At 73.3% G+C, this 20,446-nt stretch carries 18 protein-coding genes; 11 read left to right on the forward strand and 7 right to left on the reverse strand.

Features of this window, described 5'->3' with window-relative positions; genetic code table 11:
* Nucleotides 1-25 precede the first annotated feature (25 nt).
* Genes IEW03_RS15780 through IEW03_RS15795 form a run of 4 tightly spaced genes read left to right on the forward strand, consistent with a single transcriptional unit; the run spans nucleotide 26 to nucleotide 4,197 of the window.
* Nucleotides 26-853, forward strand: coding sequence for a carbohydrate ABC transporter permease (locus tag IEW03_RS15780; protein ID WP_229738246.1), 828 nt, complete (start codon nucleotides 26-28; stop codon nucleotides 851-853).
* Nucleotides 850-1,800 carry a carbohydrate ABC transporter permease gene (locus IEW03_RS15785; RefSeq protein WP_188524653.1) on the forward strand — a complete coding sequence of 317 codons (951 nt, stop codon included), beginning with the start codon at nucleotides 850-852 and terminating at the stop codon, nucleotides 1,798-1,800. Before IEW03_RS15780 ends, IEW03_RS15785 begins: the two co-directional genes overlap by 4 nt.
* The gene (locus IEW03_RS15790; RefSeq protein ID WP_188524654.1) at nucleotides 1,784-3,049 is read left to right on the forward strand and encodes an ABC transporter substrate-binding protein; all 1,266 of its coding nucleotides are present in this window, start codon (nucleotides 1,784-1,786) and stop codon (nucleotides 3,047-3,049) included. The genes IEW03_RS15785 and IEW03_RS15790 overlap by 17 nt, the downstream gene beginning before the upstream one ends.
* A complete protein-coding gene (locus IEW03_RS15795; protein WP_188524655.1) occupies nucleotides 3,046-4,197 on the forward strand; it encodes a glycoside hydrolase family 76 protein in 1,152 nt (383 codons plus the stop codon). The genes IEW03_RS15790 and IEW03_RS15795 overlap by 4 nt, the downstream gene beginning before the upstream one ends.
* A gap of 18 nt (nucleotides 4,198-4,215) precedes the next feature.
* Here the strand turns inward: IEW03_RS15795 and IEW03_RS15800 are convergent, their stop codons facing one another.
* Entirely contained in the window at nucleotides 4,216-5,325 is a 1,110-nt protein-coding gene (locus IEW03_RS15800; protein WP_188524656.1) for a GntR family transcriptional regulator, read from the reverse strand.
* A 122-nt stretch (nucleotides 5,326-5,447) separates the two neighbouring features.
* Here IEW03_RS15800 and IEW03_RS15805 point away from each other — a divergent pair, with 122 nt between their 5' ends.
* Both IEW03_RS15805 and idi read left to right on the forward strand, forming a co-directional pair.
* Nucleotides 5,448-7,763, forward strand: coding sequence for a family 20 glycosylhydrolase (locus tag IEW03_RS15805; RefSeq protein WP_188524657.1), 2,316 nt, complete (start codon nucleotides 5,448-5,450; stop codon nucleotides 7,761-7,763).
* Between the two features lie 49 nt (nucleotides 7,764-7,812).
* The gene (gene idi / locus IEW03_RS15810; RefSeq protein ID WP_188524658.1) at nucleotides 7,813-8,382 is read left to right on the forward strand and encodes an isopentenyl-diphosphate Delta-isomerase; all 570 of its coding nucleotides are present in this window, start codon (nucleotides 7,813-7,815) and stop codon (nucleotides 8,380-8,382) included.
* Nucleotides 8,383-8,732: 350 nt separating this feature from the next.
* Here idi and IEW03_RS15815 read toward each other — a convergent pair whose 3' ends face one another.
* Nucleotides 8,733-9,653, reverse strand: coding sequence for an SDR family oxidoreductase (locus IEW03_RS15815; protein WP_188524659.1), 921 nt, complete (start codon nucleotides 9,651-9,653; stop codon nucleotides 8,733-8,735).
* Between the two features lie 104 nt (nucleotides 9,654-9,757).
* Between IEW03_RS15815 and IEW03_RS15820 the strand changes: the two genes are divergently transcribed.
* Together IEW03_RS15820 and IEW03_RS15825 are read left to right on the forward strand one after the other, a co-directional pair.
* Nucleotides 9,758-10,279 (forward strand): low molecular weight protein-tyrosine-phosphatase, encoded by a 522-nt coding sequence (locus IEW03_RS15820; RefSeq protein ID WP_188524711.1) that lies wholly within the window; start codon nucleotides 9,758-9,760, stop codon nucleotides 10,277-10,279.
* A gap of 76 nt (nucleotides 10,280-10,355) precedes the next feature.
* A complete protein-coding gene (locus IEW03_RS15825) occupies nucleotides 10,356-10,898 on the forward strand; it encodes a GNAT family N-acetyltransferase (RefSeq protein WP_188524660.1) in 543 nt (180 codons plus the stop codon).
* Here IEW03_RS15825 and IEW03_RS15830 read toward each other — a convergent pair.
* Together IEW03_RS15830 and IEW03_RS20480 are read right to left on the reverse strand one after the other, a co-directional pair.
* A complete protein-coding gene (locus IEW03_RS15830) occupies nucleotides 10,852-12,033 on the reverse strand; it encodes an alpha/beta hydrolase (RefSeq protein ID WP_188524661.1) in 1,182 nt (393 codons plus the stop codon). The genes IEW03_RS15825 and IEW03_RS15830 overlap by 47 nt on opposite strands.
* A gap of 110 nt (nucleotides 12,034-12,143) precedes the next feature.
* Nucleotides 12,144-13,031 carry an IS5 family transposase gene (locus IEW03_RS20480; protein WP_229738312.1) on the reverse strand — a complete coding sequence of 296 codons (888 nt, stop codon included), beginning with the start codon at nucleotides 13,029-13,031 and terminating at the stop codon, nucleotides 12,144-12,146.
* Here IEW03_RS20480 and IEW03_RS15840 point away from each other — a divergent pair.
* Nucleotides 12,961-14,439: an RNA-guided endonuclease InsQ/TnpB family protein gene (locus IEW03_RS15840; RefSeq protein ID WP_188524662.1), complete on the forward strand. Its 1,479-nt coding sequence runs from the start codon at nucleotides 12,961-12,963 to the stop codon at nucleotides 14,437-14,439. The two genes, IEW03_RS20480 and IEW03_RS15840, sit on opposite strands and share 71 nt — an antisense overlap.
* Before the next feature lie 53 nt (nucleotides 14,440-14,492).
* Here the strand turns inward: IEW03_RS15840 and IEW03_RS15845 are convergent, their stop codons facing one another.
* The 3 genes from IEW03_RS15845 to IEW03_RS15855 form a co-directional block, all read right to left on the reverse strand.
* On the reverse strand, nucleotides 14,493-15,923 hold the full coding sequence (locus tag IEW03_RS15845; RefSeq protein ID WP_188524663.1) for a GntT/GntP/DsdX family permease: 1,431 nt from the start codon (nucleotides 15,921-15,923) through the stop codon (nucleotides 14,493-14,495).
* A 74-nt stretch (nucleotides 15,924-15,997) separates the two neighbouring features.
* Nucleotides 15,998-17,614 carry an N-acyl-D-amino-acid deacylase family protein gene (locus IEW03_RS15850; protein ID WP_188524664.1) on the reverse strand — a complete coding sequence of 539 codons (1,617 nt, stop codon included), beginning with the start codon at nucleotides 17,612-17,614 and terminating at the stop codon, nucleotides 15,998-16,000.
* Between the two features lie 4 nt (nucleotides 17,615-17,618).
* Nucleotides 17,619-18,989 (reverse strand): type III PLP-dependent enzyme domain-containing protein, encoded by a 1,371-nt coding sequence (locus IEW03_RS15855; protein WP_188524665.1) that lies wholly within the window; start codon nucleotides 18,987-18,989, stop codon nucleotides 17,619-17,621.
* Between the two features lie 229 nt (nucleotides 18,990-19,218).
* On the opposite strand from IEW03_RS15855, the gene IEW03_RS15860 reads away from it, so the two are divergent.
* Both IEW03_RS15860 and IEW03_RS15865 read left to right on the forward strand, forming a co-directional pair.
* The gene (locus IEW03_RS15860) at nucleotides 19,219-20,040 is read left to right on the forward strand and encodes an IclR family transcriptional regulator (protein ID WP_188524666.1); all 822 of its coding nucleotides are present in this window, start codon (nucleotides 19,219-19,221) and stop codon (nucleotides 20,038-20,040) included.
* Nucleotides 20,037-20,441 (forward strand): RidA family protein, encoded by a 405-nt coding sequence (locus tag IEW03_RS15865; protein WP_188524667.1) that lies wholly within the window; start codon nucleotides 20,037-20,039, stop codon nucleotides 20,439-20,441. Before IEW03_RS15860 ends, IEW03_RS15865 begins: the two co-directional genes overlap by 4 nt.
* Nucleotides 20,442-20,446: the final 5 nt, after the last annotated feature.

Genomic DNA, 20,446 nt, shown 5'->3' on the forward strand with positions numbered 1-20,446 from the left:
CCAGGAGCGATGGGGCTGGCTGTTCGTGGCCCTCCCCATCGCCCTGTTCGCCGTCTTCGTCGTGATCCCGGCGGGCATGGCGCTCGTCATGAGCCTCACCAGCTACTCGGTCATCGGCGACTCGCAGTGGGTCGGGCTCGACAACTACCGGCGGCTGTTCCTCGACCCCTACTTCTTCATCGCGCTGCGGAACACCGCGTACTACACGCTGCTGTTCGTCCCGCTGGGGATCGTCGTCGCGCTCGCGACGGCGCTGCTGCTGCACCGCAACGTGCGGGTGTCGACCCTCTTCCGCACGTTCTTCTACGTCCCGGTGGTCTCGTCGACGGTCGCGACCGCGACGATCTGGTACTGGCTGCTCAACCCCCAGTTCGGGATGTTCAACGTCGCTCTCGGCTGGTTCGGGATCGACGGCCCCGCCTGGCTGTACGACTCGAGCTGGGCCATGCCGGCGATCGTCATCATGAGCGTCTGGGCCGGCTTCGGCACCAACATGATGATCTACCTCGGCGGCCTGCAGGGGATCCCGCCGCAGCTCTACGAGGCGGCCCGCATCGACGGCGCGGGCTGGTGGAACCAGCTGCGGTACGTCGTGCTGCCGAGCCTGTCGCGCACGACCTTCCTCGTCTCGACCCTGCTGGTGATCGGCGCCTTCCAGGTGTTCGACCAGGCCTACGTGCTCACCAAGGGCGGTCCCGGCAACTCCACGATCACCCTCGTCTACTACATCTACACGCAGGGCTTCGGGAACCTCGAGATGGGCTACGCGTCCGCCATCTCGTTCGTGCTGTTCGCGATCATCGCGGTCTTCGCGGTCATCAACGCCCGCATCACGGGGAAGGACAACACATGAGCGCCCAGACCGCCCCCGGCCTGCACCTCGCCGCCCCGGCCGGCACCGCTGTCCGCACCCGCACGCTGCACACCACGCACAAGACGCCCGCCCAGCGCGTGGGCGCCGCCGCCTGGTGGGTCGCCGTCGTGATCGTCGCGATCCTCACCGTCTTCCCGCTGTTCTGGACGCTGGTCACGTCGCTCAAGCCGGCCGGCGACATCCTGTCCGGTGCGCTGGAACTCGTCCCGCGCACCGTCACCCTCGAGAACTACGAGCGCGTGCTCACCGAGGTGCCGTTCGGGCGGTACTTCCTCAACTCCATGCTGCTCGCCGTCGCCGGCGTCGTGCTGAACCTGTTCTTCGGCTCCCTCGCCGGGTACGCGTTCGCGAAGCTGAAGTTCCGCGGCAAGCGCGCGCTCTTCGTCACCCTGCTGGGGTCGCTCATGGTGCCCGGCATCGTGACGATGGTGCCGTCGTTCCTCGTGCTGCGCGCCATCCCCTTCGCGGGCGGGAACAACCTCGTCGGCCAGGGCGGCGTCGGCCTGCTCAACACCTGGTGGGCGATCATCCTGCCCGGGGCCGCCGGCGCGTTCGCCGTGTTCTTCATGCGGCAGTTCTTCTCCTCCATCCCGGACGAGCTGGGCGAGGCCGCCCGCATCGACGGCGCCTCGGAGTTCCGGATCTTCGCGCAGGTCTACCTGCCGCTCGCCAAGGCAGGGGCCGCGGTGCTCGCGATCCTCACCTTCCAGGCGGGGTGGAACAGCTTCATGTGGCCGCTGATCGTGCTCAACGTCCAGGAGATGTGGACCGTGCAGGTGGGCCTCGCGTCGTTCGTCACTGACTACGCGACCGACTACGGCCCGCTCATGGCGGGCACCGTGATCACCAGCCTGCCCGTGCTGCTGCTGTTCGTCTTCGCCCAGCGCTACATCATCGAGGGGGTCTCCCATGTCAACTCGCGTTAGTCGTCGCGCGGTCCTGCGGGCGCTCGCGGTGGGCGCCGGTGCCGGCGCCCTGGCGTCGTGCGCGGCGCCGAACCAGCCCAGCTACACCGACACCGGGGCGCGGCGCCTCACCATGTGGGGCAGCTGGTCGGGCGACCAGGCCGCGCAGATCCAGACCCAGCTCGAGGCGTTCAACGCCGCCCAGCCCGACTTCGAGTTCCGCTACGTGCCGCAGGGCGCGCTCGAGGAGAAGATGCTCACCGGCATCGCGTCGGGCAACGTGCCCGACCTGGTGCTGTGGGACCGCTGGCAGACGGCCAAGTACGGCCGCCGCGGCGCGCTCCAGCAGATCGACTCGTGGGCCGCGCGCGACGGCGTCGACCTCGGCGCGTTCTACGACGAGTCCGTGCGGGAGATGAGCGTGGGCGACCAGGCGTTCGGCCTGCCGCTGATCGTGGACACCCGCGCGATCTTCTACAACAAGCAGCACCTCGAGGAGGCGGGGGTGCAGCCGCCGACCACGTGGGCGGAGCTCGCCGACGCCGCCGAGGCGCTGACGGTCCGCGAGGGCGGCCGGCTCAAGCGCGCGGGCTTCGAGATCCAGGACGTCGGGCTGTTCAGCATGTACCTGGGTCAGGCCGGCGGCCGGCTCCTCGACGACACCGAGCGCTACACGGCGTTCGACTCGCCGCAGGGCCTGGAGGTCCTCGAGTTCTGGGACGAGCTGCTGCACGAGCGCAAGGTGTACGAGCTCGGGTTCTCCGACGGCATCGACGCCTTCGCGCAGGGCGCGGTGTCCATCAAGTACGACGGCCCGTGGAACTTCCCGGTCTGGGACGCGGTCGACGGGCTCGAGTACGGCGTCGTGCCCGCAGTCACCGGCCCGCAGGGGGACGACGGCGCCTCCATGGGCGGCTTCGGCCTCGTCATCCCCACCGACGCCCCGTGCCCCGAGGGGGCCTGGGAGCTCATGAAGTGGTGGGCCGTGGACCAGGAGAACAGCCTCGCGTTCGCCGAGATCAGCAAGAACATCCCGGCGAACATCGAGGCGTCGCGTCGTGCCGTGAGCAGCGTCGACGAGCGGTTCGCCCCCATGGTCGAGACGATCGAGGTCGCCACGATCCGCCCGCCCGTGCCCGGCTACTCGGACGTCGAGGGCCTGGCACTCATCCCCGCCCTGCAGCAGGTGATGTCGGGGGCCCTGACCGGCCCGTCCGCCCTCGCCACCGCCAGCGCCCAGGGCGACCGCATCCTGGAGGCCAACCGATGACGACCACCCTGCCCGGCGCCCGCGGCGTCCTCACCTGGGCGGACCGCGCCGACGTGGCCCAGCACAGCCTGGACCTGCTCTACGGGGCCCCCGAGCCGCAGCTGCTCCACAACGCGCACCCCGGCACCGACGACACCACGTTCAACTACTGGTGGCTCGCGCACGTGGTCGACTGCCGCCTCGACGCCTACGGGCGCACCGGAGACCCGGCGTGGCTCGACGCCGCCCGTACGACGGCAGCGAACGTGCGCGGCCGCAACGACGGCAGCCTGTTCAACGACTACTTCGACGACATGCTCTGGTACGCCCTGGCGCTGCTGCGGCTCGCCGACGCGACGCCGGACGACGTCGAGCGCGCGGCCGTCGAGGGGGACGTGCTGGCGCTGTGGGAGCACGTCGTCGACCACGGGTGGAACGACCACCACGGGGCGTCGCTGTCGTGGCGCAAGCAGCAGCCGTCGTACAAGAACACGCCGGCCAACGGTCCGCTCGTGATCCTCGGAGCGCGGCTCGGCCGCCGCACGGGCGAGCCGCGCTACCTCGAGCGCGCGGCGGAGGCGCTCGCCTGGCTCGAGGCGCACCTGGTCGGTCCCGACGGGTTCGTCGAGGACGGGCTCGGCCGCGAGGGCGGGGACGCCGTCGACACGCACTGGCGGTTCACCTACAACCAGGGCTTGTACATCGGGGCGTGCGTCGAGATGTACAGGTCGACGGGCGAGCGGGACTGGCTGGACCGCGCGGAGCGCACCGCCGTGACGTCCGTCCGCGAGCTCGCGACCGGCGGGGTGTTCCGCCGTGAGGGCGAGCTTGTCGACGACGACGTCCCCGACACGGCCGGCGGCGACGTCGGTCTGTTCAAGGGCGTCTGGTACCGGTACGCCGCGCAGCTGCTCGACGAGCGGCCGGTGCCGGAGGTCGCCGACCTGGTGCGGTCCAGCACCGACGCGCTGTGGGCGCACGGGCTCGTGCCGTTCGACGACGTCGCCCGCCCGGACGGGGCGACGCGCACCGCGGCCGACGTGCTGCGCGGGGCGGGCGTCGTGCTCCGGCCGGGCGACGACTGGGCACGACCGGCGCCCACGCAGGTGGGCTACTCCACCGTGCTGAGCGCGATCATGGCGCTCGAGGTGCGCGCGCTGCTGGACTGAGGGGACGGCGGGGCCGGGCTACCGCGCCGGCCCCGTCGACCCGCCCTCCACGATCCGCACCGGCACGGTCTCCTGGGCCACGTCGCCCTGCTCCCCCAGCTGACGCTCGACGAGCTCGAAGGCGCGCGTGCCCAGCGCGTGCTGGTCCTGCTCCACGTGCGTGAACGGGACCTCCGCGTCCACGAACTCGGGGGGAGCGTCGAAGCAGACGATCGACAGGTCGTCCGGCACGGCCCGACCCAGCCGGCGCGCGGCCTGCAGCACGAGGCGGGCGGAGTGGTACTCGGTGACGACGCAGCCGGTCAGGTCCGGGTGCTCCTCGAAGAACTCGACCAGGCGGGCGACGTCCTCCTCGGGCGGCGTCCGCGAGCCCGGCACCACGGACCGCACGTCCGAGTAGACCTGCGCCTCCTTGAGCCGCACCTCGTGCGCGGCGTGCGCGGCGACGACGCCGCGCCGCCGCTCGTCGATCGTGGAGACCGTGCTCGGGGACTGCACGAGCGCGATCCGCGTGTGCCCGAGGTCGAAGAGGTACTCGGCCGCGAGCCGCCCGCCCGTGACGTTGTCCGAGGTGACGGTGCTGACCGGGGTGCCGGTCAGCGTGCGGTCGACGATGACGATGGGGAACCGGCGCCCCACCAGCGACGCCACCGTCGGGGGGATGTACCGGGAGGACGACGGCAGCAGCACGAGCCCGTCGATGCCCCGCGCGAGCTGCTCGGTGATGAGCCGCTCCTCCAGCTCCGGGTCGCCGAGGGACGTCGCGACGACCACGTGCGCACGGTGTGCCGACGCCTGCAGCAGCCCGCCGAGCAGGTGCGACCCGAACGCGTCGTCGAAACCGGGCACGATGTACCCGATCAGCGGGAGCCGCGTGCCCGGGGCGTCGTGCGCCGGTGCGTCCTGGCCGGGCGTCGTCGAGATGACGACCGTGCCGATGCGCGGGCGGCGAGACACGAAGCCCTCGTCGCGCAGCATGTCCAGCGCCCGCTTGATGGTGATGGCGCTGACGGAGAACTCCTCGATGAGCTCCGCCTGCGAGGGCAGCCGGTCGCCGACCCCCAGCTCACCGCCGGTGATCCGCGCCCGCAACGCCTCGTGCACCTGGGAGTACAGCGCCTCCGTCATGCCACTCCCGCCATCCGACCGAATGAATATGGTGCGTGCACCGTGTCCATTGTGGCGCACCCGTCGCGATGGTGTGAGGGTGATCCCGTTCGACGTCGCAGGTCGAGACCGATGGAGCTCTGATGACCAGCAGGCCGCGCCCCCGCGCGCTACGTCCCGTGTTCGCCGTCCTCGTCGCCCTGGCGCTGGCCCTGCCGGTCGTCGGAGCCCCCGCGCCGGTGCGCGCCGAGCCGCCGGACCGGCCCCACGCGACCGGCGGCTCGGCCGCCGCCGACCCGCGGTCCGCGGTGATCCCCAAGCCGCGGTCGTGGTCCGGTGACGACGGGGAGCTCCGGCTCGGCGGGACGGTCCGCCTGGCCGTGGACCGGGCGACCGCGCGGGAGCGGTCGGCCGGCCCGGCGCCGGGCGCGGGCGCACCTGCGGGGCCGGGGACCCTGCACGACGTGGCCCGGGCCGCGGCGCGCGACCTCGCGGACGCCACCGGCGTCCGCGCCCCCGTGAGCCTCGGGGGGACGCGCGGCGCCGACGTCGTCGTCGCGCTGGACCGCGGGCCGGGCACCGGACCGGGCACGGAATCGGGCGAGCAGCCGGGCGCGGACGAGAGCTACCGGCTGGAGATCGGCCGCCAGGTCCGCCTGACGGCGCCGACCGCGACCGGTGTCTACTACGGCACCCGCACGCTGATCCAGCTCCTGCGCGCGAGCGCGGACGGCCGGACGCTGCCCACCGGGACCCTCGTGGACGGCCCGGACACCGAGATCCGGATGAACACCGTCGACGTGTCGCGCGAGTACTGGGAGCCGCGCGAGATCGCCGACGTCATCCGGCAGATGGGGTACCTGAAGCAGAACTTCCTCGTCCTGCACCTGGACGACGCCGAGGGGTTCCGGCTCGACAGCCCGCGGTACCCGGGGCTCGCCGAGCCGGGCTACAGCTACGACCGGGCCACGATCCGCAGGCTCGACCGCCTCGCGCAGCGCCACGGCGTCCAGCTGGTGCCGGGCTTCGAGTTCCCGGCCCACGTGTCGCCCAAGTCGGCCTACTTCCACGTGGGGATGGCCGACGGTCCTCGCGACGCGGAGCCCGGGTTCGGCGAGCGGGACACCGGTGCGACGCCGCAGAACTCGTGCACGGGGTACTCGTACTCCCACCTCACGGACGACTTCACCTTCAACGTCATGAACCAGCGGGCGCTGCGCGTCTCCCAGGAGATGCTCGACGAGTTCCTGCCGTGGTTCTCCGCGCCGTGGGTCCACCTCGGGGGCGACGAGATCCCGCCGGACCTCGCCGACTGCCCGGCGCTGCAGGCCTTCGTCGAGGAGTCGCCGCGGTATTCGACGGTGGGCGACGTGGCCATCGACTTCCTCAACACCCTGAACGAGCAGGTGACGCAGGCCGGCCGCCGGTCGATCATCTACGACGGTTCCGAGTCCGACACCGTGCAGGTCCCGCTCGACCGCGACGTCGTCATCATGGACTGGACCGGCGACGGCACGGCGCCCCACATGGCGCCGTACGACAAGATCGTCGCCAGCGGTGACCCGTTCTACCTCGTCCCGGCCCGCGACACCCGGCCCGACGAGGAGGCGATCGCGCGGTCGTGGGCCGCGCCCACCGACCCGACGGTCCTCGGGTGGGGCATGCACGTGTGGGGCGACGACCTCGGCTGGGCGCAGGGGCAGTGGCTCGAGAGCCTCTCCCTGCGGCCGCGCGCCGTCGTCGCCGACCGGCAGTGGCACACGACGCCGCGCACCGCCGACGAGTTCGCGAGCTTCGGCGCGCGCCTCGACGCGGTGGGCGCGGCGCCCGGGTACGTGGGCGTGCGCCTGCCCGAGCCCACCCGGCACGGGCGCCCTATCCACCAGTACGTCATGGACCCGCAGTTCCCGCCGGGCACCTACGACGCGCACACCCCCACCAGCCGCCGGGGCCTGCGCGACGTCTGCGGCCTGAGCGGCATGACCCCGCTCTTCGTCGAGACGCGGACGGTCGAGGTGCCCGGGGAGGGCTGGACCAAGGAGGTCGACGCGGACGGCTACTGGTTCGGGGCCCCCGACGTGCCCGGGCCGTGGAGCCTCACCGCGCGGGTGCGCCTGACCGGGTCGCCCGTGGTCTGGGAGGACCTCGCCGGGACGACGAGCCTGAGCCTGGGCGCGACGGGGCTCGTCGTCACGACGGCGGGCGAGAGCGCGACCGTGGCCGCCGACGTCCCGCAGGACGCGTGGGTCGACGTCGCGATGGTGAGCGACGGCAGCACGGTCCGGCTCTTCGTGGACGGCGAGGAGGCGGGCTCGGTCGACAGCACCGCTCCGCTGCCGCGCACGCGGCTGCGCGGGCCGGTCGGGCTCGCTCAGCTCGACCTGTACGCCGAGGCGCTCGGTGCCGAGCAGGTGCAGGCGGCGCGGGAGGGCCGGCCCGAGCCGCGCTGCGCACGCTAGCCGGACGGAGCAGGGCGTGGCCGGCGTCGACCGGTGGGATGGTGGGGCCATGGCAGACCTCGAGAACCCGGGCGACGGCGACCACGGTGACCACGTCGTCCTCGTCGACCACGACGGGCGGCGGCTCGGCACGTGGCCGCGCTCGACCGTGCACACGGAGGAGACGCCGCTGCACCTGGCGTTCTCCTGCTACGTGCTGGACGACGCCGGCCGCCTGCTCATGACGCGGCGCGCCCTGTCCAAGCGCACCTGGCCGGGGGTGTGGACGAACTCGTTCTGCGGGCACGTGCGGTGGCAGGAGACCGCCGAGGAGGCGCTGCACCGGCACGCCCGCCACGAGCTGGGGCTGCGGGTGGTGGACGTCGAGCTCGTGCTGCCCGACTTCCGCTACCGCGCCGTCGACGCCTCGGGCGTCGTCGAGCACGAGATCTGCCCCGTGTACGTCGCGAGGGCGGGGGGCGACGTCGAGCCGAACCCCGACGAGGTCGTCGAGCTGGCGTGGGCACGGCCCGACGACGTGACCGCCGCCGCGGCCGCCGCGCCGTGGGGCTTCAGCCCGTGGATGGTGGAGCAGCTGCGGGCGTTCGACGCCGCCGGCCGCCCGCTCGGACGGGCCTGACGGGCAGCGGGCAGCAGGAAGCCCGCGGGCTGGAGGTCGAACCTCCTGCCGTGCTGGACGAGGGCACGGCACCCGCGGGCTCCGGTGGTCGCGAGGAACTCGCTACCCGTCCCGCGCGCCGACCGGGCTCGACGGCTGGTCAGCAGACGTAGGCCGTCGGGTCCGGCAGCGCGAAACGCTCAAGGGCGCACGCGACTAGCGCGCGACCACCTCATGGGTCCGAAGAGTCTTCACTGCGTCGGATCACCTCCCTTCTCATGTGCCGACGACGCTACGCCCGCCCGCAGGAGGTGCCAAGGGGTTTTCCCGGGGTGTTCGCCCACGGCTCAGCGCGGGTGCTCGCCCGTGGCTCAGCGCCGCAGGTGCGCCCACTCCGCGGGGTAGTCGTCCAGCCACTGCGCGAGCGAGCGCGCCGGGCGGCCGACCAGCCGGCCGACGTCGTCGGACACGTGCGCGAGCTCGCCCGCCGCGATGGCCGTGTACGACGACACCCAGCCGGCGACCTCGAACGGCTCCGCCCCGTACCCGGAACGGGAGGCGTACGCCTCCTCCTCGGTCTCCGCGTGGTAGCTGATCGCCCGGCCGGTGGCCTCGGCGAACGTCTCCGCGACCTCGGCCAGCGTGAGCGCTCGCGGCCCGGTGACCTCGTAGGTCGCGCCGTCGTGGCGCGCCGGTTTCTCGTCGAGGATGACCGCGGTCGCGACGTCGGCCACGTCGTCGTGCGACACGGACGCCACGCGCCCGTCGCCCGCCGGGCCGCGGATCACGTCGTCCTCGCCGACGAACCCCGTCAGCGCGTGGTGGTAGAGGTTGTCGCGCAGCACCGTGACGCGCAGGCCCGTGCGCTCCGCCACGTCGTCGAGGTGCTGCTCCGTGCGCCAGTGGTCGCGCGCGAACGTGAACGTGGCGTCGGGCGCCGCCCCCGCGAACGACGTGTACACCAGCCGCTGCACGCCCGCGGCGACCGCCGCGTCGACGGTGGCGGTGTGCTGCGCGACGCGGTCGGCGGACTCCCGCGCGCTCACCAGGAACACCGTCCGCACGCCCGCGAACGCGGCCCGCATGGCGTCGGTGTCGCGGTAGCCGTCGGCGACGGCGATCTCGCACTCGGGCAGCCGGCGGCCGTCAGCGAGGCGTGGTGCCTGGGCCGGGTCGCGCACGACCAGCCGTTGCCGCGCCCCCTCCGCGGCGAGCCGGAACGCGAGCCGGGACCCGAGCCGTCCGCTCGCGCCCGTCACCGCGACCAACCCGTCCGCCGACCACCGCACCATGACCCACGGTAGGCACGACGACGCGCGCCGGGCCTGTCGAACGTCGGCGCCCGCGGTGGTGCCCGGGTGAGAATGGGCCGGTGACTGCTGAGCCGTACCGCGTGATGACCGTCTGCACCGGCAACATCTGCCGCTCCCCCATGGCGGAGGTGGTGCTGCGCGACCGGCTGGAGGCCGCCGGCCTCGGTGACCGGGTCGTGGTCGACTCCACGGGGGTGAGCGACGAGGAGCACGGCAACCCCGTGGACCCCCGGGCGCGGCGCGTGCTCGCGGCGCACGGGTACCCGACCGGCGAGGGGCACCGGGCCCGCCAGGTCACCCCCGAGGACCTCGCCGACCACGACCTCGTCCTGCCCATGACCGCCCAGCACGCGCGCCGGCTGCGGCGCCTCGTGACCGGCGCGGGCGACGGCGGCCGGCCGGGCGCGACCGCCGAGATCCGGATGTACCGGTCGTTCGACCCGGCGGCGCCCGTCGTCGAGCGCGACGTCGACGAGCACCTGCTCGACGTCGACGACCCGTGGTACGGCGACCAGGACGGCTTCGAGACAACCCTCGCGGAGGTCGAGGCCGCCGCGGACGGCGTGGTCGCGCACGTGCGGGCACGCCTCGAGGCCCGCGTGTGACCGTGTGCCGGCCCGCGTGCGACCGGGCGCCGATATTCGACGGCGCGACACCGCGCCCGGGTGGGACCATCCGGGGATGACGACGACGACCGGGACGGTGACGGTCCGCCGGGTGCGGGCCGAGGAGTGGCGCGCGGTGAAGGAGCTCCGCCTCGCGGCGCTGCAGGACCCGATGGCCCCGGTGGCGTTCCTCGAGACGTACGAGACCGCGGCGGCGCGGCCGGACGGCTTCTGGCAGGACCGGGCGCAGGGCAACGCCACGGGCGACGCGGTGGCCGGGTTCGCCGCCGTCGCCGCGGGCCGCTGGGTGGGCACCGTCACCGCGCTGGTGGAGGAGCCGGGCCAGACCGACGTGCTCGGTGGCCCGGTGCGGCGTCGGCAGGCCCACCTCGTCGGCGTGTTCGTGCGCCCCGAGCACCGGGGCGCCGGCCTCCTGCGGCGGCTGTTCGCCGCCGCCGAGGAGTGGGCCCGGAGCCGGGGCGTCGAGGTCGCGCGGCTGTGCGTCCACGTCGACAACCCGCGCGCACAGGCCGCCTACCGCAAGATCGGGTACACGCCGTCGGGCGAGCGGTTCATCCTGACGGCGGGCGAGGAGATCGAGATGGTGCGGCCGCTGTGAGGGCCCTGGTGGGGGCCGCCGGGCCTCGCCGGCCGAACAGGCGACGCCACCACGGCTGCTGCGCCGGCTCCGCGTCCCGGCCCGTCGGCAGGTAGGCGCGCAGCCACCGCGAGGTCTCCGCCCAGACGGCGTCGCGCACGGGCGCGGCCGACAGGGTCACGTCGTGCAGGGCGCCCTCCAGGCGCACGATCGTCACGCGGCTGCCCAGGTCGGCCGCGCGCCGCGCCACGCCCACGACGTCGAGCACCGTGTCGGTGCGCATCATGTCCTCGCTCCACCGCACCGGCGGCGTCGACCGCGCGGACAGCAGCACCAGCACGGGCACCTCCAGCCCGAGGCCGCGCGCCACCCGGTCGTGCCCGCGGAAGACGGCGGACAGCCACGCGGGCGTCGGGCGCCAGCCGGTGTCCGAGCGCCACTCGGGCTCGTAGTCCCACTCGCCGTCGAACCGCGTGGAGATCGAGCGGGCGTAGAACCCCTGGTCGAGGTTGATCATGTGGCTCAGCGGCGCGAGCGCGGCCTGCACCCGCACCCCGGGCTCGAGCATGCGGCGCCCGAGGTGCCGCGTCTGGAACTCGAGCCACGGGCTGTTGAGCACGAGCGCCTCCGCCCGGCCCGGGTGGTGCGCGAGCCACAGGCTCAGCACCAGGCCCCCCGTCGAGTGGCCCATCAGCACCAGCCGGCGCCGCTCCCCCGCGTGCGGGCCGTGCTCCTGCTCCGGGGCACGGTCCGGGCCGTGGCCGACGACGGCGAGCGCCGCCTCGATCTCCTCGTCGTACGTCCGCAGCCGGGTGATGAAGCCCGGCGTCTGCCAGGAGCGCAGGCTGCGGCCGTACTTGCGCAGGTCGAGGGCGTAGAAGCGGGCGCCCCGCGCCTCCCAGAACGCGGCGAGGTGCGGCTGGAAGTAGTAGTCGTTCCACCCGTGCACGTACAGCACGTCGACGCCCGCGTCCGGCACGGCGGCGTCGGCCAGGGCGGTCGGCGCCCGGCGCACGAGCGTCGCGACGCACTCGCCCTCGAAGTCGGGCTCCAGCTCGAGCGTGCGCTGCTCGAACCCCGGCAGCACGTCCGGCCGCCAGACCCGCCCGGCGGCGGGCCGGTCGTCGGGGGTCGTGCCGGTGCGGGGCTGGCTCACGCCCTGAACGTACGAAACCCTGTGGCCGCGCGCGAACCGTAGCGCCTGCGCCCGGTGCCTGCCCGGTGCCTGCCCGCTGCCCTGCCCGGCGTCTAAAGCCTGTCGAGCAACTACCCGTGTCGGTCGAGGCGTCGTAGGAGTGGCCTGATCTGTGAGAGGGTCACGAACGCCTCGTGGGCGGTGAGGGTGGCCTCGTACTGTCGGACGAGTCTGCGGTGTCGGTTGATCCAGCCGTTGGTGCGTTCGACGACCCACCTGCGTGGTTGGACGACGAAACCGCTGACAGGTTTGGGTCCGGAGACGATCTCCAGCTCGATCCCTGCCTTGGCTGCGGCGTCGGCCGGCGCTTGGCCGGTGTAGCCCTTGTCGGCCCACACGTGCGTCACTGTGGTGCAGGGGTTCTTGGTGAGCAGGTCGCCGAACGCGGCCCGGTCCTGAACGTTCGCGGCGGTCGCGTGGACGGCCAGGAGGCGCCCCGCGGTGTCGACGAGGATGTGCCGCTTGATGCCGTCGACCTTCTTCGCGCCGTCGAAGCCGCGCTCACCGGGCACGGGTGTGCTCTTGACCGAGGAGGTGCGGTCCTCGGTGCGCAGGACGGCGAGTACCTGCTCCCAGAGCCGCTTCTTGGTCCACCGGGTGAAGTGCTTGTGCGCTGCGGACCAGGACACGGTGAAGTCGTGCGGGAGCGAACGCCACGGGATGCCCGTGGCCACGACGAACAGGAGCGCGTCGACGTACTCGCGCCACCGGTGCTCGCAGCACGGTCGCCCACCCCGGGTGTGGATCGGGATGACGAGCGCGGCGATCCGGGTCCAGGCCGTGTCGGTCAGGTCGGACGGGTAAGGGCGGCGACGGTTGCGGCGTTCACACCCGCAACCATCGTCGGCGACAGCACAGACATCCGCGCGGCCCGTGACCTGCGAGGTCGTGTCGGTGACGGCCGGTAGCGTCCTCGACGTGGTGAGGCATACGACGTTCCAACTTGTGGCTGACCCCACCGTGGAACAGGCGCGCGTGCTGGCCCGGCATGAGGGCGCCGCTCGGTTCGCGTTCAACCAGGGCCTGCGCCTGCACCTGGACGCCCGCCACGCGTCCAAGAGCACCGGCCCAGATGACGTCGCGGCCACGGTCAAGGTTCCGTGGACGGGGTTCGACCTGATCAACGCGTTCAACGCGTGGAAGAGGTCCGAGGACGCTGGCCGCCGGTTCGTCGTCGACGGTTCGCGCGCCGCCGAGGTCGAGGTGACGGGCCTGGCCTGGCGCACGGAGGTGTCCGCGCAGGTGTTCGAGGAGGCTGTCGTCGACCTCGGCAAGGCGTTGAAGGCGTGGACGGACTCCCGCCGTGGCAAGCGTGCGGGGCGCACCGCGGGGCACCCGAGGTTCAAGAAGAAGAACCCTGAGCGGGGCTCGTTCCGCATGCGGAACAAGGTGTCCAGGACGAAGGTCGGCGATCGGTCGACGATCCGCGTCGGGGAGAACGGCCCCCGGTCGGTGACGCTGCCCGGTATCGGCGCGATCAAGGTGCACGACGACACCCGACGCCTGCGCCGCATGCTCGCCACGGGCCGGGCACGGATCTTGTTCGCGACCGTGTCGCGCCGCGGTGGGCGGTGGCGGATCTCGCTGAACGTTGAGGCTACTGACCTGCACCCCGCCGCCCGCCACCAGGTGCGCGACGTCACCGATCATTCGGGCTGGGCTGGTGTGGATCGTGGCCTGCACGCACCCGTCGTCGCCGCCCTGGCCGACGGCACCGCGACGCTGCGCATCGCGGAAGCGCCCAAGGCCCTGCGGGCGGCGCAACCCGTGACTCGGCGGTTGAGCAAGTCCGTGTCCCGTAAGGCCAAGGGATCCGTCAACCGACGAGCCGCTGTACGGCGCCTGGCACGTCACCACGAGCGGGTCCGTGCCCGACGCCACCACTTCCTGCACCAGGTCTCCAACCTGCTGGTCCAGACCCACGACCGGCTCGTCATCGAGGACCTCAACATCACAGGCATGCTCGCCAACCACCGACTCGCCGCCGCGATCTCGGACGCGGCGTGGGGTGAGCTCGCCCGCCAGATCACCTACAAGATGGCCTGGCGGGGCGGGCAAGTCCTGACCGCGGACAGGTGGTTCGCGTCGTCGAAGACCTGCTCCACCTGCGGGGACGTCACCACGACGCTCACCCTCGCGGACCGTGTCTTCGTCTGCGACACGTGCGGGCTCACGATCGACCGCGACCTGAACGCCGCGGTCAACCTCGCCACCTGGGGCGAACAGCACCACCACTCCCAGGTCCTGGACCCCGAAGCACGAGGCCAGGTCACCAACGCCCACCGACCGGACGGCGCTGGCCGTCGCTCACGCGACGACGAAACCAGCCGGGATGACGTGGGAACCCGCACCGTCACCGCGGCATAGGGACGTCCGAGAAGGACGCTGTCGAACACCCCACCGAGGTTGTTCGACAGGCTTTAGACGACGAGCCAGAGCAGGCCGGTGAACGCGAGCCCGAGGACGGCGATGAGGGTCTCCATCACGGTCCACGTCTTGAGGGTCTGCCCCACCGTCATCCCGAAGTACTCCTTGACCAGCCAGAACCCGGCGTCGTTGACGTGCGACAGGATCAACGAGCCCGCCCCGATCGCCAGCACGACGAGCGCGAGGTGCGTCGGGGACAGGCCGCCCGCGAGCGGCGCGACGATGCCGGAGGCGGTGACGATGGCGACCGTCGCGGAACCGGTGGCGATGCGCACCAGCGCCGCGATGAGCCAGCCCAGCAGCAGCACGGACAGGCTGAGCGCCACGGCCGCCTTGCCGATCGCGATGCCGGTGCCGCCGTCGACGAGCACGGCCTTGAAGCCGCCGCCGGCCCCGACGATCATCGTGGCGCTCGCGATGGGCTTGAGGCTGTCGGTCATCTTCGAGGTCAGCGCGGACGGCGAGAACCCGACGCTGGTGCCGAACGTGATCATGGCGAGCAGGACGGCGATGAGCAGCGCCACCAGCGGCTCGCCGACGAACATCACGAACGGGTAGAACCACGCGGACGGGTCCGACCAGACCTCGATGCCCGCGCGCACCAGCATGAGGATCACGGGGCTGAGGATCGTGACGAGCGTGAGGGTGAACCTGGGGCGGCGGGTCTTGACGGTGCCCGGCTCGCCGGAGCCGTCGCCGCCGTCCTCGGCGACGATGCCCCCGCCGCCGCCCTGGGCGCCGATCGGCACCAGCTTCGCGGCGAACCGGCCCCACACTGGCCCGGCCAGGATCACGGTGGGCACGGAGATCAGCAGGCCGAGCGCCATCGTGATGCCGACGTCCGCGCCGAGGTTGCCGATGGCGGCCAGCGGGCCGGGGTGCGGGGGCACGAACCCGTGCAGCACGGACAGCCCGGCGAGCGCCGGCATGGCGAGCAGCATCGCCGGCAGGCCCGAACGGCGCACCGCCAGCATGATCACGGGGATCAGCAGCACGAGCCCGACCTCGAAGAACATCGGGATGCCGATGAGGAACGCGATGAGCGCCATCCGCCAGGGCAGGCTGCCGGTACCGCCGCGGAAGATCTTGTCCACGATCTCGTCGGCTCCCCCGGAGTCGGCGAGCAGCTTGCCGAGCATGGCGCCGAGCACCACGAGCACGCCGACGCTGCCGAGCACGTCGCCGACGCCGCTCTCGAACACCCCGGCGACGTCGCCGAGCGGGATGCCGGAGCCGACCGCCACGAACAGCGAGCCCAGCGTCAGGGCGAGGAACCCGTGCATCTTCAGCAGCGTGATGAGCAGCACCACGACGGCGATGCCGATCGCCGTCACGACCAGCACCTGGGTGTCGTGGGCCGCCCACGGCTGGTTGATCTGCTCGAGGGTGTCGTCGTCCGCCGCTGCCAGCAGCAAGGAACGCATGGGTGTCTCCTGTCTTCCCGGGCCGTCGCGGCCGCGGTGGGTCCGCCGGGGGGCGCCCGGCGGCGTTCAGAGGGTCAGCGGGCGCCGCCCGCGCCGCGGCGGACCGCCCGGCCCGGGAGGGCGTCGGTGCGGGTGCCGTCGTCGATCACGGCGACGCCGTCGACGAGCACGTGGTCGATGCCCGTGGCCTGCTGCCGCGGGTCGTCGAACGTGGCCGTGTCCTGGACGGTGTCCGGGTCGAAGAGCACCAGGTCGGCGGCGTGCCCGGGGCGCACCAGGCCGCGGTCCGTCAGCCCCAGCCGGGCGGCCGGGCGCCCGGTCAGGTGGTGCACGCAGTCGGCGAGCGTGAGGACGCCGAGCTCGCGCACGTACCGCGCCAGGTAGCGGGGGAACGTGCCCCACGCCCGCGGGTGCGGACGGCCGCCCACGAGGATCGCGTCCGAGCCCCCGCAGTGCGTGCGGTGGGCCATGATCGTGCGCACGTTCTCCTCGTGGCCCACGTGCTGCAGGATGGTCGTGCCGAGGCGGTCCGTGACCAGCAGCTCCACGAAGACGTCGCCGGGCGCACGGCCCTCGTCGCGGGCGATCTGGGCCACGGTGCGCCCCACGCGGCCGGCGAGCGCGGAGTTCTGCACGCCGCTGATCTCGATGGTGTCCCACTCGGCGACGCACCCGTGGCAGCCGTCCGTGCCCACGTGCTCCACCTCGTGCAGGATCCGCTCCCGGTCCGCCGGGTCGGCCAGCCGCGCCAGCAGGGCGTCCGGTCCGCCGGAGAACGCCCAGCTGGGCAGGATCGCGCTGAGCGTCGTGCTGCCGGGCAGGTACGGGTACGAGTCGAGGGTGATGTCGACGCCGCCGGCCAGGGCGTCGTCGATCAGCGCGAGGAGCTCGCCCGCCCGGCCCTTGTTCGGCCCGAAGTTCATCGTCGCGTGCGTGAGGTGCAGGGCGCAGCCCGTGTCGCGGGCGAGGTCGATCATCTCCGCGTAGGCCTCGAGCGCGCCCCGGCCGTACGAGCGGGTGTGCGGGCTGTAGTACCCGCCGTGACCGGCGACGACGCGCAGCAGGGCCGCGAGCTCGGCGTCGTCGGCGTACATGCCGGGGGTGTACGTGAGGCCGCTGCTCATCCCCAGCGCGCCCTCGCGCAGGCCCTGCGCGAGCAGGTCTGCCATGCGCCGGACCTCCTCCGGCGTGGCCGGGCGGTCCTCGGGCCCGACGACGAGGTGGCGCAGCGTGCCCTGCGGCACCAGGTAGGCGGCGTGGCAGGCGATGCCGCGGTCCAGCCGGTCCAGGTAGCCGGCCACGGAGTCCCAGTCGTAGGCGAAGCCCGGCGGGTCGTCGTTCCAGCCCGCGATCTGCGCGCGGACCGCCGTGCGGGTGCGCTCGTCCACCGGTGCGAACGACAGCCCGTCCTGCCCCAGCACCTCGAGCGTGACGCCCTGGCTCACCTTCGCCGTGTGGTCCGGGTTGGCCAGGATCTGGATGTCGGAGTGCGCGTGCATGTCGATGAAGCCCGGCGTGAGCGCCCGGCCGGCGGCGTCGACGGTGCGGGTGGCTCCGGTCGCCCGCGCGTCGCGACGACCCGGGTCGACGGCGGTGATCCGCCCGCCGGCCACGGACACGTCGGCGACGACGCCGGGCGCGCCGGTGCCGTCCAGCACCAGCGCGTCGCGGATCAGCCAGTCGGCGGTCACGACGTCAGAACCACGTGCGCACGAGGTCGACGACGACGGGGTCGGCCGCGTCGGCGTCGTCGATCACCGGCACGAGGACCCACTTGTCCATGGCCGTGCACGGGTGGGACAGCCCCAGGCGCAGCTCGTCGCCGATGCGCACCGGCTCGCTCGCCACCCCGTCGTCGCCCCCGCCCGCGCCGTCGACCGGCCAGGTCAGGAAGCCGTGCTGGTCGTTGAGCGCGGTCACCGTGAGGCCGGTGAGCGGCTCGGGCGCGTCGCCGTCGGCCCGCGGGCGGCGGAGCTGGACCTCCGGCAGGCCCTCGTCGAACGGCAGGTCGCGCTTGCCGGCGTCGAACAGCGCGAGGCCCGGCTCGGGGTGCGAGGCGACCCGGACCCAGCCGTGCATCGCCGCGCGGAACCCCGGGCCGTCCGTGCGGGGCTCGGAGCCGAGAGGCGAGATGTGGCGGTAGAAGCCGTCGTCGTGCACGACGTAGGCGCCGCTGCGCAGCACCACCCGCGCGCCCGTCGCCACAAGCGGGGACAGCACCTCGTCGACGAGGTCGAAGTACGCGCTGCCGCCCGCGGACACGACCGGCACGGCCGTCTCGTACCAGCCGGCGGCCGCGATCCGCTCGTGCACCTCGACCAGGTCGCGCAGGTACCCGCGCACCACGTCGCGGCTGTGGTCGTCGGAGTCGTGGGCGAGCGCGCCCTCGTACCCGGCCACGCCCGCGAGCCGCAGGTGCGGGGAGGTCGTCACCCGCTCGGCGACGGCGAGGGCGGTGTCGAGGTCGCGGGCCCCGGTGCGCCCGCCCGCGCCGCCGCGCTCGACGAGGACGTCGATGCGGGCGGCCGTCGCGGCGTCGCCCAGGTGCGCGGCGAGGGCGGCGTGCATGAGGTCGACCGTGCGCACGGAGTCCGCCCACACGAGGACCTGCAGGTCGTCGTGGGCGGCGAGCTCGTCGGCGACCCAGCGCAGGGCGAGCGGCGAGATCATGCTGTTCGCGACCATCACCCGGGTCACGCCGAAGGCGCGTGCCACGGCGAGCTGCGCCTGGTTGGCGAGCGTGATCGCCCACGCGCCGGCGTCGATCTGCTCCGTCCACAGCTGCGGGGCCATGGTGGTCTTGCCGTGCGGGGCCAGGTCCAGGCCGCGCGCGGCGCACCAGTCGGCCAGGACGCGCACGTTGTGGTCCAGCGCCGGGCGGGTCAGCGTGAGCAGCGGCGTGGGCAGCTCGGAGAGCCGCGGCCGGCGCTCGCGGACCTCCGCCACGGTGGCACCCCACAGGGCCGGCGGCACGGCCTGGTGCTGCCAGCCCGTCCGCTCGTCGGCGAGCCGGGCGACCTCGTCCCGGTCGACCCGGCACGGGCCGTCGGCGTTCGTGCGGTCCATCGTCAGACCTCCTCGTTCCGCTACGTTGCGCATGGCGCAACGGGCGTTGCGCATAGCGGTGCACCTTGCTAGCATCACGGCCGCCGCCGCGTCAATCCGAGCCGGTCCATCCGAGCACGAGGCGGGCCGTCGCGCAGCGGACCGACCGAGCCGCGCACCGTGCCGCAGACCGTGGCACCGACCGTGGCGCAGACCGACAGCGCAGCAGCCGACCGACCGGGAGGGCCTCGTGAGCCAGAGCGTGCACCGAGCGCTGCAGATCCTGGCGCAGCTCGGGCAGGGCCCGGCGACCCTCGACGACCTCGCGCAGGCGCTCGGCGTGCACAAGTCCACCGTGCTGCGTCTCGTGCGCACGCTCGAGGAGGACCGGTTCGTGCGCCGCGACCACCGGCACCGCCTGTCGCTCGGCTCGCGCCTGTTCGAGCTGGGCCGCAGCTCGCTGGAGAGCCACGGCATCCGCGACGTCGCCCAGCCGCACCTGGAGGCGCTCGCGCACGTCACCGGCGGCCAGGCCGTCCACCTCGCCGTGCTCGAAGGTGCCCGGCCCGTCTACGTGGCCAAGGTCGAGAGCACCAGCTCCGTGCGGATGTACTCCCGGCTGGGCCTCACCGCGTCCCTGCACGCCACCGCCGTCGGCAAGGTGCTGGCGTCCGACCTGCCCGAGCACCGGCTCGCCCCGCTCCTCGACGCCACCGACTTCGAGGCCTACACCCCCCGGACGATCACCGGTGCGGCCGCGTACCGCGACGAGCTCGAGCGTGTCCGCCGGCAGGGCTGGGCCCGCGACGCCGCCGAGCACGAGCCCTTCATCAACTGCGTCGGCGCCCCCGTCCGGGACGCCGCCGGGCGCGTCGTGGCCGCCGTCTCCGTGTCCGTCCCCGACGTGATCCTCGACCTCGACCGTGTCCTCGCCCTCGTCCCGAGCGTCCTCGCGGCCACGGCCGCGATCGGCGCGGACTGGGCGGGTCACGACGCGGGTCACGCAGGTCCCCCCGAACCACCCGCGGCGCAGGTCGCGCCGCACCACCCCGTCGAAAGGACGAGCAGATGAGCAAGACCGCAGTCACCACCGACCAGGCCCCCGCCCCGGCGCACACGTTCTCCCAGGGGGTCCGCGCCGGCAACCTGCTGCAGGTCTCCGGTCAGGGCCCGGTCGACCCCGCGACCAGCGAGTACCTGTACCCGGGCGACGTCGCCGCGCAGACCACCCGCACGCTGCAGAACGTCGAGGCCATCCTCACCGCGGGCGGTGCGAGCCTCGCCGACGTCGTCATGCTGCGCGTCTACCTCACCACCCGCGCCGACTTCCCCGCGATGAACGACGCCTACGGGGCGTTCCTCGCCGAGCGCCTCGGGCCCGACGCCGTGCTGCCGTCGCGCACCACGGTCATGGTCGAGCTGCCGCGCGAGGAGATGCTCGTCGAGATCGACGCGCTCGCCGTCGTCGAGTGACGCCG

It is taken from the genome of Isoptericola cucumis (assembly GCF_014635665.1).
Classification (GTDB): Bacteria; Actinomycetota; Actinomycetes; order Actinomycetales; family Cellulomonadaceae; genus Isoptericola; species Isoptericola cucumis.